This window comes from Exiguobacterium sp. s11, from assembly GCF_018619015.1.
Taxonomy (GTDB): domain Bacteria; phylum Bacillota; class Bacilli; order Exiguobacteriales; family Exiguobacteriaceae; genus Exiguobacterium_A; species Exiguobacterium_A indicum.
Genome location: NZ_JACSNF010000003.1, coordinates 188,753 through 203,451 on the forward strand (window position 1 = coordinate 188,753; position 14,699 = coordinate 203,451).

Consider the following 14,699-nt stretch of genomic DNA (forward strand, 5'->3'; position numbering starts at 1 on the left):
AAAGAACGTGTGCCGCGGCACACGTTCTTTTGTTTAGACCAACGCTTCATGTAAAGCAGCGTCAGCATTTTCCCACATCTCAGGTTTATGTGTCTGCAAGAAATCACGTAACAATTCCTTTGAACGCTCATCCATGTGATCAACGACGATCCGTCCTTTAAGGGATTTATCCATCTTATTGACGTGATCGGCAAGAATCTTGAACCCGCGACGCGCTTCCGCATCGACTAGCAGATCGCACGCAGCGACACCACCGTAATAGAATCCTTCTGGCTTACGACCGACCGTCACCCAGACGATCCAGTATAGTTTACCGTTTGGCGTATCGGCTTTATCCGTCGTGAACTTGACGCGTTTCTCGATGGCCGCTTTCGCGTGCATCGCGCCCATGTCGATGTAAGCTTCGCCGTCTTCCGGAGAAATGATAACTGGTGACATACTATTTAAACTGAGTGTTCCGACACCAAATCCTCCGTGACCGTCTGTAGAGTTATCTGAAATAATATTGAAGTTAATCTTTTTTTCCATCGTGTTTTGTCCCCTTTTAATCCTGTTGCTTCTATCATACCGTATTCCGAGGTGTCTGCAACCAGTCACTCGTAACGAAGTAACTGTAATTGTTCCTCTGATGCTCGGCGAATCGTCGGGAGACGATAACACGTCATGGACGCAATTTCCTCATGTGCCGGGGGATTGACCTCTTCGAGATGAAGCAAAGCGCGGTCAAACAGAGTTTGCGCCGCACGACCGAACAAAAAGAGACGTTCCAGCGAAGAACACCGCGACCGAATCGCACGTAACTGATGCGCCAGTTCTCGCACTTTCGCCTCGACCTCTTCTTCCATGTCAGCCGTCGGTTTTCGATTTTGAAACAACGGTTTGAAACGTACATCGTCTTCAAGCAACGTCAACATCCCGTATCGCTTTGCTTCTTTTTGATTCAGCAGTTGAGCGAGTTCTTTATCCGTTACGAGTCGTCCGAATGGAATGTTCTGTTCAAAGACGATATCTGCGACTTCGAGTCCTTTAGCACCAGACAACGGATAATTCGTATCTTCCGGTAACGCCCGATCAAAAATCAGTAACGTATGAATCTTCTTCCGTATGATTGCGTCCATATGTCTCTCCTTTTCTGCCGTATGTGTATGACTACCTTCGCTTCCGACAAGAATAGCTCCTACCTTATACCCTTCTTTTTCGAAAACGATGTTCGAATTGACGAATCCCCTATCGAATGCGCTATACTGATGGCGTATCGTCATCATGTTAGAGGGGGAAATGAAGTCATGCCATATGTTACGGTTAAAATGTTATCGGGTCGTACAGTCGAACAAAAACGTGCCTTGATTGAAAAAGTCACGGAAGCAGTGTCGGAAACGACGAATGCTCCTAAAGAAAACATCACGGTCTTCATCGAAGAGATGGAAAAAACAGATTACGGTCAAGCTGGCGTCATGTTCGCGGATAAATAAACAACAAGAGACGTCCGGTCGTTACCGCACGTCTCTTTTTCCCATCTACTTGATCTCTAAGGAGGAATTCTTATGACTACTGTTACTGTACTTGGTGCGACCGGTCGAACGGGTCGACCTTTGATTGATCGATTATTAGAAGACGGCTACGACGTTCGTGTACTCGTACGTTCCACGTCACCGGACTTACCCGTCCATGACCGACTTCACGTCCTGACAGGAGATGCGACAAATCCAGAGGATCTCGAACAAACACTCGTAGGAAGTACCGCTGTCTTCAGTTGTCTCGGTACCGATCAACAACAGGTCCTCTCGACAGCGATTCCGCATCTCGTCACGAAGATGAAGGAAGCAGACATCGAACGAATCGTCTTCATTGGTACAGCAGGCATTCTCGATGCGTCAGAAGAACCTGGGAAGTATCGTTTCCAATCAAGTGAGTCCCGTCGCCGCTCGACGATTGCAGCCGAGGATCACTTGAAAGCTTATCTGACCCTAAAGGATGCAGACGTCGACTTCACCGTCATCTGTCCAACACAACTGACCGAAGACAACGCACTTGCTGCTGACGACCTATTGATCGAGACAACACGCTTCACTGCACCGACAGGACCGATTCCTCGGGAAAACGTGGCGCAGTTCGCTTACGACGTCTACCGTGACGGAACCCATCATCGCGTCCGTGTCGGGATTGCTTCGCATGGATCAACTGAGTGAAAAACAAAAAGAGCAATGGATCGCTGATCCATTGCTCTTTCATATGTGTAACGATTACAGCAAGACGCTGACGACGATTGCCGTCAAGACACTGACGAGTGTTGCGCCGTAGAGTAACTTCAGACCGAAACTAGCTGCAACGCTTCCTTGACGGTCGTTCAATCCTTTAACCGCTCCAGCGATGATTCCGATTGACGAGAAGTTCGCAAACGAGATCAAGAAGACCGATACGATTCCGAGTGTGCGTTCCGAGAATTCTTTTGAGTACTCTGGAAGGCTCAACATCGCAACGAATTCGTTCGTGATCAATTTCGTTGCCATGACACTACCGGCACTGACAGCTTCCGCCCATGGAATACCCATGATGAAAGCGAACGGTGCAAAGATGTATCCGAGGATTTCTTGGAACGAGATGTTTAGAACCATCAAGAAGATATCGTTGACCATTCCGATCAAGGCATTGTAACCGATCAACATTGCACCAACGATGATTGCGACTTTGAATCCATCCATGATGTATTCGCCGAGCATCTCGAAGAACGTTTGCTTTTCTTCGACGATTTCAAGAATATCTTCTTCCGGGTCAACCGTGTACGGATTGATGATCGAGACGATCATGAAACCACCGAACAAGTTCAAGACGATTGCTGTAACGACATATTTCGGTTCTACCATCGTCATGTACGCACCGACGATCGACATCGAAACCGTCGACATCGCTGACGCACACAATGTGTAGAGACGATTTGCTGGTAATTGACCGATTTGTTTTTTGACTGTGATGAATACTTCTGATTGTCCGATCGCAGCTGAAGCAACCGCATTGTAAGACTCAAGACGTCCCATACCATTGACTTTCGATAGGACGAAACCGATACCGCGCATCAAGAGCGGCAGAATCTTCGTGAACTGAAGAATCCCGATCAAAGCAGAGATGAAGACGATCGGTAGCAAGACATTGATGAAGAATGGTTGTGCGCCTTCGTTCGCTAAACCACCGAAGACGAAATCGATTCCGATTGCCGCATAACTAAGCAGTTTTTCAAAGACTTTCGCGACGCCACGAATGACGATATATCCGAACGATGTATTGAGTAAAATGAACCCAAGTACGAGCTGAAGAACTAGCATGACCGCAAGCGGTTTCAATTTGATGCCTTTACGATTGCTGCTGACAAGGAGTGCCAAGCCGAAAACGATAGCCAGTCCGAGTAGTGCGATAAGATATTTCATGAAGTACCCCTCTATCTATTAGTTGTTTATCAGTTGTACATTCGTACGATGTCTGACGTTTAATCTCTTTCCAAGTAATAGAATAATCAATATTTCGAAGAACTACAAGAGGAAAAGTTCATTTAGTAACCGCTTTCGTTATTTTCATAGACTTTCAAGACAAACTTTTCCAAGCGTTCCCGAACATTGTCCTGACTAAGGTTTTGCCTTCCATATGCTTTCCACCCCGGATAGACGTCAATCGTTTCAGGTCCAAAATCAAAAATAGCCCGAATATCCCACGCGTGATCGTAAGAACGTTTCGTCTGTTTAAGGTAACTTTTTAAAAAATGATCCGCCATCTCGACGGATTCGAGCAAGGCAAGATTCAAACGACAATGCGCAAGGTCGACTTCAATAGGTCCTACACACGCATTAATCCAATCAATCGTATGACACGTTCCATTCATTTCGTATAACACATTGACCGGGTGAAAATCCCGATGAATGAACCGGATCGTTTGACTTTCGTCCGGTTCGACCGCCAGTAGCTGACGCCATCTCTCCGGATGCTGCGTCCACGTCGGAACGTGACGCTCCGTCGCATACGGCTGATAGACATAACGAGATTCTGGTACCGGTAGCGCATGGATCGCAGCAAGCATCTGTGCTAGTCGTTCGACATACTGCTCATCTACCCGATCAAGCCGGATCTCTCCTGGTGAACGCGTCATATATAACCACGGCGGGACTTCGTCTCTAACATCGGTTTGATAGTCCAACACATCTGGTGCTAAGTCACCTGCTACTTGTAACGCAAATACTTCATGCAAGACAAGATCCGGCTCCTCATGTAGCCAGTCTTGATTCGTATGGACGCGAAGAATTCCCTCCCCGACTCGAAAAACAAGGGAGGATGTCGCGCCTTCTAAGACTTCGACCTCTCCTCCCTCCTGTCCAAGCTGTTGCAAGATTTTCGTAAGGACAGCGGACGATATCATGATGTCACGCTGCCAATCAATAACTGGTCGATCTGCATCTTCTCATTCGCATGCTCGCGCAAGTCGTGCAAAATTTCTTGCGGGAAGAACAGCTTCTCATCAGTCTGGCGTGACGTCGCGATGGCTTGAACGAGCGGTGAAACTTGCGAAATCTCTTTCATCTGCCCATCTTTCATCTGCAACATGATTGGTTGTTTGCTGATTTCACCGTTATCTCCATATAAATCGTAAGGAAGACGACTGAGTTTATCTTCAAGCAGATAATACGTCGGATTCAAGCCGATTGCTTCAAACAACTCACACAACTTATCGTGGACGAGTTCACGCTTTTCAGCCGGATAATCGACATACTTGAACAACTTTCGGTCAACGAATCGCCTCGAGAGATCAGCAAGGATTGGATCCTGCTCGTTCGCCCACTGCTGAAAATAGAAGTAGACGATTGTCTCATCCAGCCCAAGGAAATCACGCAACTCCATCTTCTGATCAAATAGCGGCATCAAATGGATTGGTGCAATCGCAAACGGATATGCGGACAGGTACAACTCCTGCGCCCGTTCGAGAATAGCTTTTAATAGGTAATCACTCGATCGTGTCACCGGATGCAGGTAGACTTGCCAATACATCTGATACCGCCGCATGATGTAGTCTTCGATCGAATGCATTCCCGATTGTTTGACGACCATCTGATTATGGGCTGGACGCAATACCCGAAGCATCCGCTCGAGATCGAATTTTCCGTAGCTGACACCGGCAAAATGCGCATCGCGCAATAAATAATCCATCCGGTCGACGTCAAGTTGTGAGCTGATCATCGTAACAAGCAGTTGATTCGGGTGCGTCTTGTTGATGATCGACGCTACTTCTTCCGCAAATCCGTCTCCGACTTGGTCGAGGACTTTCTTGATTTCCGTATCCCCGAGAATGATTCGCTCCGTCCACGTCTCGTGGTTAACACCGAAGACGTTCTCGAATGCGTGCGAAAACGGACCGTGTCCGACATCGTGTAAGAGTGCCGCAGCCAGTGTCAACTCCCGGTACTGATCGTCCCAATCGGTGCGACCGTTGAAGACATCGATCAGTTGACGCGTGATTTCATAGACACCGAGCGAATGATGGAACCGTGTGTGCTCTGCTCCATGAAACGTCAAAAAGGATGTTCCGAGTTGTTTAATCCGGCGTAGTCGTTGAAATTCACGCGTACCGATCAGTTGCCAAATCAACTGATCACTGACATAGATATAGCGATGAACCGGATCCTTGAAGACCTTCGTTTCCTTTAATTGTCCTAATGATTGATACATATGTTTCTCTCCTTTAAATCGTGTCTATGTCGTTGTTGTTCGGTTTTGTTTCCAAGGATTCCTGTCTCCCGCGGCGCTTCGCACAGAAACTTTACACACCCTGTGCTATAATGATGTCGCAAATCTACAATAAAGGAACGAGCCTATGGGAATCGAACTCTTAAAACAAGAACATTATCGTATTTTTGATCAAACGTCACTCGGAACTGCTTTCCATGCGACACAATCGTTTGCGATGGACGACACATTATGTGCCTCCGTTGCAACAGAAGGAGCAGCACTCCGCTCTTGGATTCACCACGAAACCGTCGTCCTCGGCATCCAGGATGCCCGTCTTCCTCATCTTGCTGACGGTGTAGCCGTCCTGCATGAACATGGTTTCTCGCCCGTCGTCCGCAATTCAGGTGGTCTTGCTGTCGTCCTTGACGCCGGTGTCCTGAATATTTCGCTTGTCCTACCAGAACGCGGTGGGATTGATATCGACAGTGGTTACGAAGCGATGCTTGCGCTCGTTCGCCACATGTTCGCACAAGAAACGGACGCGATCGTCGCTGGTGAAGTCGTCGGATCGTATTGTCCCGGTTCTTATGACTTATCGATTGCCGGTAAAAAATTCGCTGGTATCTCCCAGCGTCGTGTCCGTGGCGGAGTGGCCGTTCAAATCTATCTTTGTGTCAACGGAAGTGGAAGTCAACGCGCCGCTTTAGTCCGTGACTTTTACGAGGCAGCGCTTCAAGGTGAAACGACGAAATTCGTTTATCCGACCGTCGTGCCGGAAACGATGGCGTCACTCGAGGAACTGCTTGGTACTCCATTGACAGTCGAGGAGTGCTTACGTCGTGCATATGAAGCGTTACTTGCGCTCGACGCTGATTTGACGCCCGCAACTTTGACGGAACTCGAGAACGAGCGATTCGGCGTCAACTTGAGTCGGATGCTTGATCGAAACGAAAAAGCCCTAGGTTAAGAAAGGAGAGAACGTGATGATCCGATTAATCACAGACAGTGGTGCTGATGCACCAAAAGACATGTTAGATGCATATGATTTTACGGTCATGCCATTCGGCGTATTGATCGACGAAGACACGTTCTTCGATGGAGAATCGATATCTCCAAAACAACTGTATGATAAGATGCGTGACGGTGCAGCACCAAAGACATTCCAAGCAGAAGTCAGCCGGATGGTCGAGGTGTTCACGCGTCACTTCGAACAAGGGGATCCCTTCCTCTACCTCGCCTTCTCGAGCGAATTATCGGGAACATATCAAACCGCGAAGATGCTAGCAGAGGAACTCGCAGAAAAGTATCCGAACGTTCCTTATCTCGTACTCGATACGAAAACCGCTTCGACAGGACAAGGATTGTTCGTTCTCGACGTCGCAGAATACGCACAAACGCATTCGTTTGAAGAAACAGTGGCTTATGCTGAAGCCAAAGTAAATACGATTCGTCATCTGTTTACAGTCGAATCACTCGAATATTTGATGCGCGGTGGACGCGTTTCGCGAGCTAGCGCCTTCATTGGTGGTCTCTTATCGATCTTGCCACTATTGACAGTCGAAGACGGAAAATTGATTCCAAAAGAGAAGATCCGTGGTCAGAAAAAAGTCATGAACCGGATCGTCGAGTGGATGGAAGAAGCACGCCCTGCGATTGACGGACATCGAATCATGATTGGTCATGGGGATTCGATCGAACGGGCAGAACAGTTAAAACAATTGATTGAAGCACAGTTTTCACCAAGCGAAGTCATCTTGACGATCGCCGGCGCAGCGATCGGTTCACATACTGGACCGGGACTCGTCGTCATTGGGTACGACCTTCCACGTTAACGGCATTTATTCTTACTTCATTAAACGAGGCTGACTCAAAAAAAGAATGACTCGTCTGTTCACGCCCTTTCCTCAGGCGAGACACAAGCCAGTTTTCCTGCTTCATTCAAGCAGGAAAGCGGGTCTTGTTTGTCTCTGACAGCGCATAAATGCGCTTTTTCCTGTAGGAGTTGCGTGTGACGAGTCATTCTTTTTATTACGAGATAGGGGTGGCAGATCATCATTCTGCCACCCCTATCTTTGTAGAGACTGACTTTTGAGTCAGCTCCGTTTTTTATGAATTGTATCCAAAGAACAGCAGTGCCATGCTTAATCCAAGCGAGGAGACGATGAACACGAGCGCCATCCCACCCATTCCGAAGACTAACAGCTTCGGTAAATCACGTCGCTTCTTCAGAAGGGCAGTTAATAACCCGACGTTGATTAAGAGGACGACGAGGAACGGGAGCAACAGCATCCAGCGCTCTTGCAGTAATGCCAAACCATCCATGATGAGATATCCTTTCAGAAACTACTTCTACATAATGTCTAGTAATTATATCAGTCTTCTGTTTTCGACGCTGCCACCGCATCATGGGAATTCAAGTTGACCGTCAACGGTTTTGCTGTTCCTTTACCGGAGAAGTTCTCAATCAACTCTTTGACATCTAATCCTGACGACGCCTTTAATGTCTCTTGCAGTGACGCCATCAAATCCGTTGCGTAACCGGTGACACGGTTCGCACCGCCCCCTTCACCGCTACCTGTATCAACGACTGTGATTTTATCGATGTTGCCGAGTGGTGCTGCAATCTCTTTCGCGTACTCTGGCATCATCCGAATGACCATGTCGAGAATCGCCGCTTGTCCGAATTGCTCGAACGCCTGCGCGATTTTTTCTTTTGCTTCTGCTTCAGCAAGACCCTTCAGACGAATGATCTCCGCTTCTGTTTCCCCTTGGGCCCGCTCAGCGTCCGCTTTCGCAAGACCATCCAGACGAATTCGTTCTGCATCCGCTTTTGCCGATGCCTCGATCCGGTATTTCGTTGCATCTGCTTCCGCATATTGCTTCGCACGGTCCGCTTGGGCCGCTTGCTCAATCGAGTAACGATCGGCATCGGCGCGTTTTTTGACTTCCGCATCGTATTGTTTCTCACGACGGAGGATTTCGCGTTCTTCGAGCTCGATTTGTTTTTGACGCTCGATGATTTTGATTTGCATCTGTTGCTCCGTGACTTCTTGTTGTGCGCGTGCATTCTCAAGATCATACGCTTGGTCGGCTTTCGCCTTCGCGATATCTTGTTCGCGGCGGTAGTCTGCCATCTTCAACTGATTTTCTTTTTCCGCTTCAGCGATTTCTGTTGCGCGTTCGAGTTCTGCTTTTTTCGCATCTTTTGAAGCTTCTGCCCGTTTGATGCGTGTCTCTTTTTCCGCGTCTGCCGTTGCGATATCCGCATCACGACGAACCTGTGCAATCCGAGGTTTCCCGAGGGATTCTAAGTATCCGTTCTTGTCACGGACGTCTTTAATCGTAAACGAAACGATGACGAGTCCCATCTTCGCTAGGTCTTGAGACGCGACCCGCTGGACTTCTTGTGAGAACTTATCACGGTTCTTATAAATTTCTTCGACGGTCATCGACCCGAGAATCGAACGCAAGTGTCCTTCAAGGACTTCACGTGCTTCGCCTTCTCGCTCCTCCTTTGATTTTCCGAGGAACTGCTCCGCTGCCGTCGCAATCTCAGAAATCGAGCTACCGATCTTGATGATCGCTGTACCGTCTGCCATGACCGGTACACCTTGCTCCGTATAGACTTCAGGTGTCGTAACTTCGAGTTTACTCGATAACAAACTCAGTGGTGTCGCTTGTTGGAAGACAGGTAACACGAATGTTCCGCCGCCACGAATAATTTTTACTCGGTTGCCGGACTCATCGGTATTGACGTTGCGTCCTCCGAGATAACTACCCGATACAATCAACGCTTCTTCCGGACCGACCGTTCGGTACTTCGTAATGAATAAGACGATCAATGCAACAATCAACGCGACCGCGACGATCGATACGATTAATACTGGATTCATGTAAACATCTCCTTTTTCCATTGTTGGGGGTACGTCACGACAGACGCGACGCCTTGTTTGATCTCGATGACGAGCACCTTCGTACCTTGTGGTAGGGCAGGTCCTTCAAACAGAACGGCTGACTTTGATACGCGTCCTGAGACGTCATCGAGTAAGATTTCACCATATCCTTCAGTCGGAATCGGAACGATGACGGTTGCGCTGCGTCCTTCTAGCATCTGTTCCGAAAATCCAAGCGACTGTTCGGCTTGTGCCATCGGAACGAATAAAAAGATATGCATCAGCGTCGTCACTAATAACGCAATCACACTGCTGATGATTAAAATCAATATCGAACGAAACGGACTGAGCTGTTCGAGTCCGAATCCGATCGCTGACGTGATGATGACAAAAGATAAGATCAACGTGGGATGAAAGATTTGGTCGACGCCTGGAATGACGTCTGAGAATAGGATAGACACAAACACACCACAAGCAGCGGCCGCTAATGCATATAAATAAAGTGTACTAACGTCCATCTTCGTTCACCTCGATGTAAGGATGTGAGCCATACAGTTCGTGGTAAGCCCTTTGATAAGCAGCCCGGTTTTCCTCAAACAATAAACGAGCCAATTCTTTGTCTCGTTGATCGATTGCCTCTTCTTGACGGCGTAAGTATTTTTTCTGTGCGGCAAAATGACGTGCTAATCTTGCCTCAATCGACGGTTCTCGTTCACGCTGCAACTCCTGTTTCATCGCTCTACTCCTTTCTGAAGTACTGGCTTTCTTTATCTTCTACGCTTATTTTTTAGAAAATGTTTCAAAATGAATTCCATTTATTTTCCTTTCATTAAAAGAAAAAAACGTTCGTCCCATACAGAGGACAAACGTTTTTGAATAATTAGCGTTTATGAACGATTCGGTCGACGAACAATCAGACCATAATAGAGAATGAGCGCCAGGCAATCTAAGATCATGATGATCAACCCCATCGGAACAGCAGACTGCTCTCCCATGATCCCGACGAGTGGTGACACAAGAGAACCGACGAGCATCGGCAAGAGCCCTAGAAGAGCCGAGGCACTGCCTGCCGTTGCTCCGTAATTTTGCATCGCTAAGGTAAAACCGAGCGTCGAGATCAATCCGACGCTTGAAACGACGAAGAATAGTGGAATCATGACGAAGATCAACTGATTCGTTAACGTCAAAGCGAGGAACAATAAGATACTTGCACCCGCAACGATCGTCAAACTAATTCGCATCAGCCGCTCTGAATCGACACGACCCGCAAGACGACCGGCGATTTGTGCTGCTAAGATAATTCCGATTCCGTTTAAACCGAACAAAAAACTGAACTGTTGCGGCGAAGCACCATAAATATTTTGTAAGACGAACGGTGAACCGGAGATGTAGGCGAACATCGCGCCCATGACGAATGCTTGCGCGAACGCATAGCCAATGAAGACGCGATCCGTCAACAAACGTCCGAACGTCTTCAACGTCGTTGTCAGGTTTCCTTCAACACGTCTATCAAGCGGAAGTGTTTCCGGTAAACGGAGTGCGACAGCAAGTAACATCATCGTGCTTAAAATCGCAAGCAAGTAGAAGACGAAATGCCAGTCACCGAACCGAAGCAACTGTCCTCCGATGACGGGTGCGAGAATCGGTGCTGTTCCGTTGACGAGTGACAAGGCAGCAAAAAACCGCGTCAATTCGGGTCCATCAAACAAGTCACGAACGATTGCCCGGGAAATGACGATTCCTGACGCTCCAGCTGCCCCTTGGATGAATCGAAGCGCGATCAACACTTCAATCGTCGGTGCCATCGCACAGGCGAGAGACGCGAGCAGATATGCGAGCAGAGCAACCATCAGCGGTCGTTTACGACCGCGAACGTCACTGAGCGGACCAACAATCAACTGTCCGAGTGCCATCCCAAGCATACAAGCGGTCAAACTCAATTGGATTAGTGATGCACTCGCATCAAACGAGCGTGACATATCCGGAAAAGCAGGTAGATACATGTCGATCGAGAGCGGTCCAAGTGCAGCGAGTGAACCGAGGATCAAGATCAACGTTAAGCGACGTGGGGTCATGGTTTCTTTCGTCATGACGTCACGTAATCCAAATCATGCAGGACATAAGCGAGGAAAAAGACGACCGATGGATTTTCATATGTCATCTGAACCTTTTTGAGTTGTGCGCGGTAACCGGTCTCATACTCGACCCCGTTCAACTTCCGTTCCATGTTCATTTTAATCAATGCATCGAGTTTATCGATCACATCAACCATCTGTCCTTCGTATGTCTCATCTTTTGCTTCCACGACGAACCGACGAAATGGTGCTCGGATTTCTTTCGGTAAATTATTGATCAACGTCTCTCCTTCTGCCCGTTCGTAAGCTTCGAAGGCTGCTGCTGTGACCGGTGTTGCATGTTTGACAGGTCCAAGAACATCTCCTGTCGTTCCTTCAACGAGATCATGACACAAGAGACGTGAGACGACTTCTTCGATGTCGATCGTGACGCCGTACTTCTCTGATTCAATCAGACCATTGAAGATACCAAGTGAGGCTGCTCGAAACGCATGTGTCGCGTCGTTATCATCAATCGTGTTGAAACGTCCTTTCCAGCGCCGAATCGTATCCATCATCAAGACGTTTTCAATGAAATGAGACATCTCGTCCTCTTCCATGACCGACTGTGTCAAGCGACGGATCGAAACGAGTGGATGTCGTTCCAGAACAGCCTTTAATTCCGCTGCCTTTTGTTCGAAAAAGACGGACTCCGTCATCCGTGCTTCCCTTCGTGCGTACAACATCGCATCGAACGTATCGATTGCTTCGACGATTCGCCCTTCCGGTGATTCATCCTCTGCATGTACGAGGTATGTCGTGAACGCTGGTTGAAGCGACTTCGAGAGTAAGGCAACGAGCTGTTCACTTGCTTGTTGTTCCATTGCCTGAATGTGTGCATGTAACGTCGGCTCTTTTTTCGTCCGGTGTTTAATGGGTCCGGTGATGACTTCGTTCATGTCATGGAATAGAGCTTTTCCGAGCAATATCTGGCGGTCGACTGGTGGTTGCCCGTCTGCTTCTTCTAAATAGCTTGCCATCAAACTGAATAAGGCAACACGAAAACTGTGACTGGCTGCGTTATCCGGAAAACGTGGTGCATATTCATCCCACCGTGGAACGTTTTGCATCCGCGTCAGCATCCGAATGAAATTACCGTTTTGCATGAAATCTCTCCTAACGAAAGACGGACAGAGAGTACCCTGCCCGCCATTGTATTATTTTGCTGATTTGGTTGAACTGCTTCCGCTACGGAACCAACCAATGATTAAAATCAGAGCAAGTACGACCCAGAAGATCGTTTGCCATAGTGTACTCTCTGGAAACTCATGCGGCAAGATGTCGATCGACGGATGCGCGAGTGTCATGACGACCAGTTTTACACCAACCCATGCGACGAGCCAAAAGGCAGCTTCTTCGATACCTGGTCGCTTTTGGAGCAAGACGACGAACCAGCTCGCGAAGTAACGCATGATGACGAGACCAATGATCCCACTGAAGAAGACGACCCAGAATTGTCCTGTATTCAGACCACCGATCGTTCCACCAATCATCGGTAGTGTCGTCGCCATGGCGACAGCAGCAAGTGTCGAGTCGACAGCAAACGCCAAGTCAGAGAACTCGACTTTAACGACCGTCCACCAAAAGTTCGGTGAGGCTTTTTGTGAGGCAATTGAATCTGGTACTTGGTGTTTATTCGATCGAGCCTCGACGATTCCTTTAAACGCGACGTAGAAAAGGTAGATCGCCCCGAGTGCTTGAAGTTCCCAAATCGTCGCTAAATACGAAGCAAAGAAGATTGCCACGAAACGTAAGACGAGTGCTCCGACGAGACCATAGAAAAGTGCTTTTTTGCGTTGATCGTCCGGTAACGGTCGAACGAGGACCGCCATGACCATTGCATTATCAGCAGAAAGTAACCCCTGCAAAATGATCAGTACGAGCCCGACGGTCGCATACTGTGTAATTAATCCAATATCCATACTAACGAATCCCCTTTATTGTTCAGTCTATTTATTATATGCCGGTCGATCGGAAAGAAAAAGATGAAAGCTCGACTCAAGTACTTAACCTTGTGTTTTATTCCCATTGTTTAAGAAAACCTAACACAAAAAAACGACCCGTCATCGACGGATCGTTTCCATTTCTTATAAGTTTTGATCAACTTTCTTTTCAGCATCTGGATTTGGTTTCGTTTTTGGTGAAGAGAACCAACCCCAAAGAGCAAGACCGACCATGACTGTCCAGAAGAAAGCCTGCCACGGTGTACTGTGGGCAAATCCTTCAGGAAGTTTTAAGGCTTCAAAGATTGTTCCTTCGATTGATGCGTGGTATTTCGGGTGTTCGAGCGCAAGAACGGCTAGCTTCACACCAACCCAGGCAACAATCGCAAACGCTGCTGTCTCAAGACCTGGGCGATCTGCGAGCAATTTAACAAAGACACGTGCTGCGAAACGCATCAAGACGACACCCATCAAACCACCTGTTAAGATGACGATGAAGTGACCTGTGTTCAAACCACCGATTTCGCCTGATCCCCAGTTTGGAAGGGCAACGGCAAGTGCTACTGCTGCAAGAATCGAATCGACAGCAAACGCTAAGTCTGCAAATTCAATCTTCGCGACTGTCCGCCAGAATTCACCTTTTGAAACTGGCTCTTCCGACTTCGGTTCTTCATCTAGCTCATTTTCAGCCCCATGGTTCTCACCGAGCTTTCTGGCTTTAACGGTCTTATAAATATGCCGTAGTCCCATGATGAGCAAGTACGCCGCTCCAAGTGCTTGGATTTGCCAAATGTCGACGAGGAACGAAATCGCGAACAATGCCGCGAATCGTAAAACGAACGCTCCAGCTAGTCCATAAAAAAGTGCTTTCTTTTGTTGTTCTCCTGGTAAGTGCTTGACCATGACCGCGAGTACGAGTGCATTATCCGCTGAAAGTAATCCTTCGAGCGCGATCAAGACGAGTACGACCCAGGCATACTGTAATAGTAACTGCCAATCCATCTCTGTCATCCCTTTCTCTTACTACCTGTAAAATAAAAAAA

General features: G+C 47.9%; 17 protein-coding genes. 4 read left to right on the plus strand and 13 right to left on the minus strand.

Annotation, left to right across the window (positions count from 1 at the left end):
• Positions 1-33: 33 nt before the first annotated feature.
• Positions 34-528: a YwhD family protein gene (locus KNQ12_RS11965; protein ID WP_023466794.1), complete on the minus strand. Its 495-nt coding sequence runs from the start codon at positions 526-528 to the stop codon at positions 34-36.
• A 65-nt stretch (positions 529-593) separates the two neighbouring features.
• The gene (locus KNQ12_RS11970) at positions 594-1,118 is read right to left on the minus strand and encodes a hypothetical protein (RefSeq protein ID WP_023466793.1); all 525 of its coding nucleotides are present in this window, start codon (positions 1,116-1,118) and stop codon (positions 594-596) included.
• Positions 1,119-1,286: 168 nt separating this feature from the next.
• Between KNQ12_RS11970 and KNQ12_RS11975 the strand changes: the two genes are divergently transcribed.
• Both KNQ12_RS11975 and KNQ12_RS11980 read left to right on the plus strand, forming a co-directional pair.
• Positions 1,287-1,472, plus strand: coding sequence for a 2-hydroxymuconate tautomerase (locus KNQ12_RS11975; protein WP_023466792.1), 186 nt, complete (start codon positions 1,287-1,289; stop codon positions 1,470-1,472).
• A 72-nt stretch (positions 1,473-1,544) separates the two neighbouring features.
• Complete coding sequence (locus tag KNQ12_RS11980; protein WP_214748351.1) at positions 1,545-2,189, plus strand: NAD(P)-dependent oxidoreductase; 645 nt, start codon at positions 1,545-1,547, stop codon at positions 2,187-2,189.
• A gap of 54 nt (positions 2,190-2,243) precedes the next feature.
• On the opposite strand, the gene KNQ12_RS11985 is transcribed toward KNQ12_RS11980, so the two are convergent.
• The 3 genes from KNQ12_RS11985 to KNQ12_RS11995 all read right to left on the minus strand — a co-directional run bounded on the left by KNQ12_RS11985 (position 2,244) and on the right by KNQ12_RS11995 (position 5,706).
• The gene (locus tag KNQ12_RS11985) at positions 2,244-3,422 is read right to left on the minus strand and encodes a NupC/NupG family nucleoside CNT transporter (protein ID WP_023466789.1); all 1,179 of its coding nucleotides are present in this window, start codon (positions 3,420-3,422) and stop codon (positions 2,244-2,246) included.
• Between the two features lie 122 nt (positions 3,423-3,544).
• Positions 3,545-4,402, minus strand: coding sequence for a phosphotransferase family protein (locus tag KNQ12_RS11990; protein ID WP_214748348.1), 858 nt, complete (start codon positions 4,400-4,402; stop codon positions 3,545-3,547).
• Positions 4,399-5,706 carry an HD domain-containing protein gene (locus KNQ12_RS11995; RefSeq protein WP_214748345.1) on the minus strand — a complete coding sequence of 436 codons (1,308 nt, stop codon included), beginning with the start codon at positions 5,704-5,706 and terminating at the stop codon, positions 4,399-4,401. The genes KNQ12_RS11990 and KNQ12_RS11995 overlap by 4 nt, the downstream gene beginning before the upstream one ends.
• 145 nt (positions 5,707-5,851) lie before the next feature.
• On the opposite strand from KNQ12_RS11995, the gene lipL reads away from it, so the two are divergent.
• Complete coding sequence (lipL, locus tag KNQ12_RS12000) at positions 5,852-6,673, plus strand: octanoyl-[GcvH]:protein N-octanoyltransferase (protein WP_214748342.1); 822 nt, start codon at positions 5,852-5,854, stop codon at positions 6,671-6,673.
• A 16-nt stretch (positions 6,674-6,689) separates the two neighbouring features.
• Entirely contained in the window at positions 6,690-7,538 is an 849-nt protein-coding gene (locus KNQ12_RS12005) for a DegV family protein (protein WP_075642768.1), read from the plus strand.
• Positions 7,539-7,812: 274 nt separating this feature from the next.
• Here KNQ12_RS12005 and KNQ12_RS12010 read toward each other — a convergent pair whose 3' ends face one another.
• The 8 genes from KNQ12_RS12010 to KNQ12_RS12045 form a co-directional block, all read right to left on the minus strand.
• Positions 7,813-8,028, minus strand: coding sequence for a hypothetical protein (locus KNQ12_RS12010; RefSeq protein ID WP_214748339.1), 216 nt, complete (start codon positions 8,026-8,028; stop codon positions 7,813-7,815).
• A 50-nt stretch (positions 8,029-8,078) separates the two neighbouring features.
• Positions 8,079-9,599 (minus strand): flotillin lipid rafts scaffold protein FloT, encoded by a 1,521-nt coding sequence (locus KNQ12_RS12015; RefSeq protein ID WP_023466783.1) that lies wholly within the window; start codon positions 9,597-9,599, stop codon positions 8,079-8,081.
• Positions 9,596-10,117, minus strand: coding sequence for an NfeD family membrane protein (locus tag KNQ12_RS12020; protein ID WP_075642771.1), 522 nt, complete (start codon positions 10,115-10,117; stop codon positions 9,596-9,598). Before KNQ12_RS12020 ends, KNQ12_RS12015 begins: the two co-directional genes overlap by 4 nt.
• Entirely contained in the window at positions 10,107-10,334 is a 228-nt protein-coding gene (locus tag KNQ12_RS12025; protein WP_058265474.1) for a hypothetical protein, read from the minus strand. Before KNQ12_RS12025 ends, KNQ12_RS12020 begins: the two co-directional genes overlap by 11 nt.
• 152 nt (positions 10,335-10,486) lie before the next feature.
• Positions 10,487-11,689, minus strand: coding sequence for a multidrug effflux MFS transporter (locus tag KNQ12_RS12030; RefSeq protein ID WP_214748336.1), 1,203 nt, complete (start codon positions 11,687-11,689; stop codon positions 10,487-10,489).
• Positions 11,686-12,819, minus strand: a complete 1,134-nt coding sequence (locus KNQ12_RS12035) for a YfbR-like 5'-deoxynucleotidase (protein WP_058714062.1) — start codon at positions 12,817-12,819, stop codon at positions 11,686-11,688. The genes KNQ12_RS12030 and KNQ12_RS12035 overlap by 4 nt, the downstream gene beginning before the upstream one ends.
• Before the next feature lie 51 nt (positions 12,820-12,870).
• The gene (locus KNQ12_RS12040) at positions 12,871-13,635 is read right to left on the minus strand and encodes a TerC family protein (protein WP_058714061.1); all 765 of its coding nucleotides are present in this window, start codon (positions 13,633-13,635) and stop codon (positions 12,871-12,873) included.
• 165 nt (positions 13,636-13,800) lie between these two features.
• Positions 13,801-14,658 (minus strand): TerC family protein, encoded by an 858-nt coding sequence (locus tag KNQ12_RS12045; RefSeq protein WP_041255251.1) that lies wholly within the window; start codon positions 14,656-14,658, stop codon positions 13,801-13,803.
• Positions 14,659-14,699 lie beyond the last annotated feature (41 nt).

Excerpts from the sequence above, each read along its gene's own strand:
- KNQ12_RS11965 (WP_023466794.1), bottom strand. The coding sequence starts at position 528 with ATGGAAAAAAAGATTAACTTCAATATTATTTCAGATAACTCTACAGAC.
- KNQ12_RS11970 (WP_023466793.1), bottom strand. The coding sequence starts at position 1,118 with ATGGACGCAATCATACGGAAGAAGATTCATACGTTACTGATTTTTGAT.
- KNQ12_RS11975 (WP_023466792.1), top strand. The coding sequence starts at position 1,287 with ATGCCATATGTTACGGTTAAAATGTTATCGGGTCGTACAGTCGAACAA.
- KNQ12_RS11980 (WP_214748351.1), top strand. The coding sequence starts at position 1,545 with ATGACTACTGTTACTGTACTTGGTGCGACCGGTCGAACGGGTCGACCT.
- KNQ12_RS11985 (WP_023466789.1), bottom strand. The coding sequence starts at position 3,422 with ATGAAATATCTTATCGCACTACTCGGACTGGCTATCGTTTTCGGCTTG.
- KNQ12_RS11990 (WP_214748348.1), bottom strand. The coding sequence starts at position 4,402 with ATGATATCGTCCGCTGTCCTTACGAAAATCTTGCAACAGCTTGGACAG.
- KNQ12_RS11995 (WP_214748345.1), bottom strand. The coding sequence starts at position 5,706 with ATGTATCAATCATTAGGACAATTAAAGGAAACGAAGGTCTTCAAGGAT.
- lipL (WP_214748342.1), top strand. The coding sequence starts at position 5,852 with ATGGGAATCGAACTCTTAAAACAAGAACATTATCGTATTTTTGATCAA.
- KNQ12_RS12005 (WP_075642768.1), top strand. The coding sequence starts at position 6,690 with ATGATCCGATTAATCACAGACAGTGGTGCTGATGCACCAAAAGACATG.
- KNQ12_RS12010 (WP_214748339.1), bottom strand. The coding sequence starts at position 8,028 with ATGGATGGTTTGGCATTACTGCAAGAGCGCTGGATGCTGTTGCTCCCG.
- KNQ12_RS12015 (WP_023466783.1), bottom strand. The coding sequence starts at position 9,599 with ATGAATCCAGTATTAATCGTATCGATCGTCGCGGTCGCGTTGATTGTT.
- KNQ12_RS12020 (WP_075642771.1), bottom strand. The coding sequence starts at position 10,117 with ATGGACGTTAGTACACTTTATTTATATGCATTAGCGGCCGCTGCTTGT.
- KNQ12_RS12025 (WP_058265474.1), bottom strand. The coding sequence starts at position 10,334 with ATGAAACAGGAGTTGCAGCGTGAACGAGAACCGTCGATTGAGGCAAGA.
- KNQ12_RS12030 (WP_214748336.1), bottom strand. The coding sequence starts at position 11,689 with ATGACGAAAGAAACCATGACCCCACGTCGCTTAACGTTGATCTTGATC.
- KNQ12_RS12035 (WP_058714062.1), bottom strand. The coding sequence starts at position 12,819 with ATGCAAAACGGTAATTTCATTCGGATGCTGACGCGGATGCAAAACGTT.
- KNQ12_RS12040 (WP_058714061.1), bottom strand. The coding sequence starts at position 13,635 with ATGGATATTGGATTAATTACACAGTATGCGACCGTCGGGCTCGTACTG.
- KNQ12_RS12045 (WP_041255251.1), bottom strand. The coding sequence starts at position 14,658 with ATGGATTGGCAGTTACTATTACAGTATGCCTGGGTCGTACTCGTCTTG.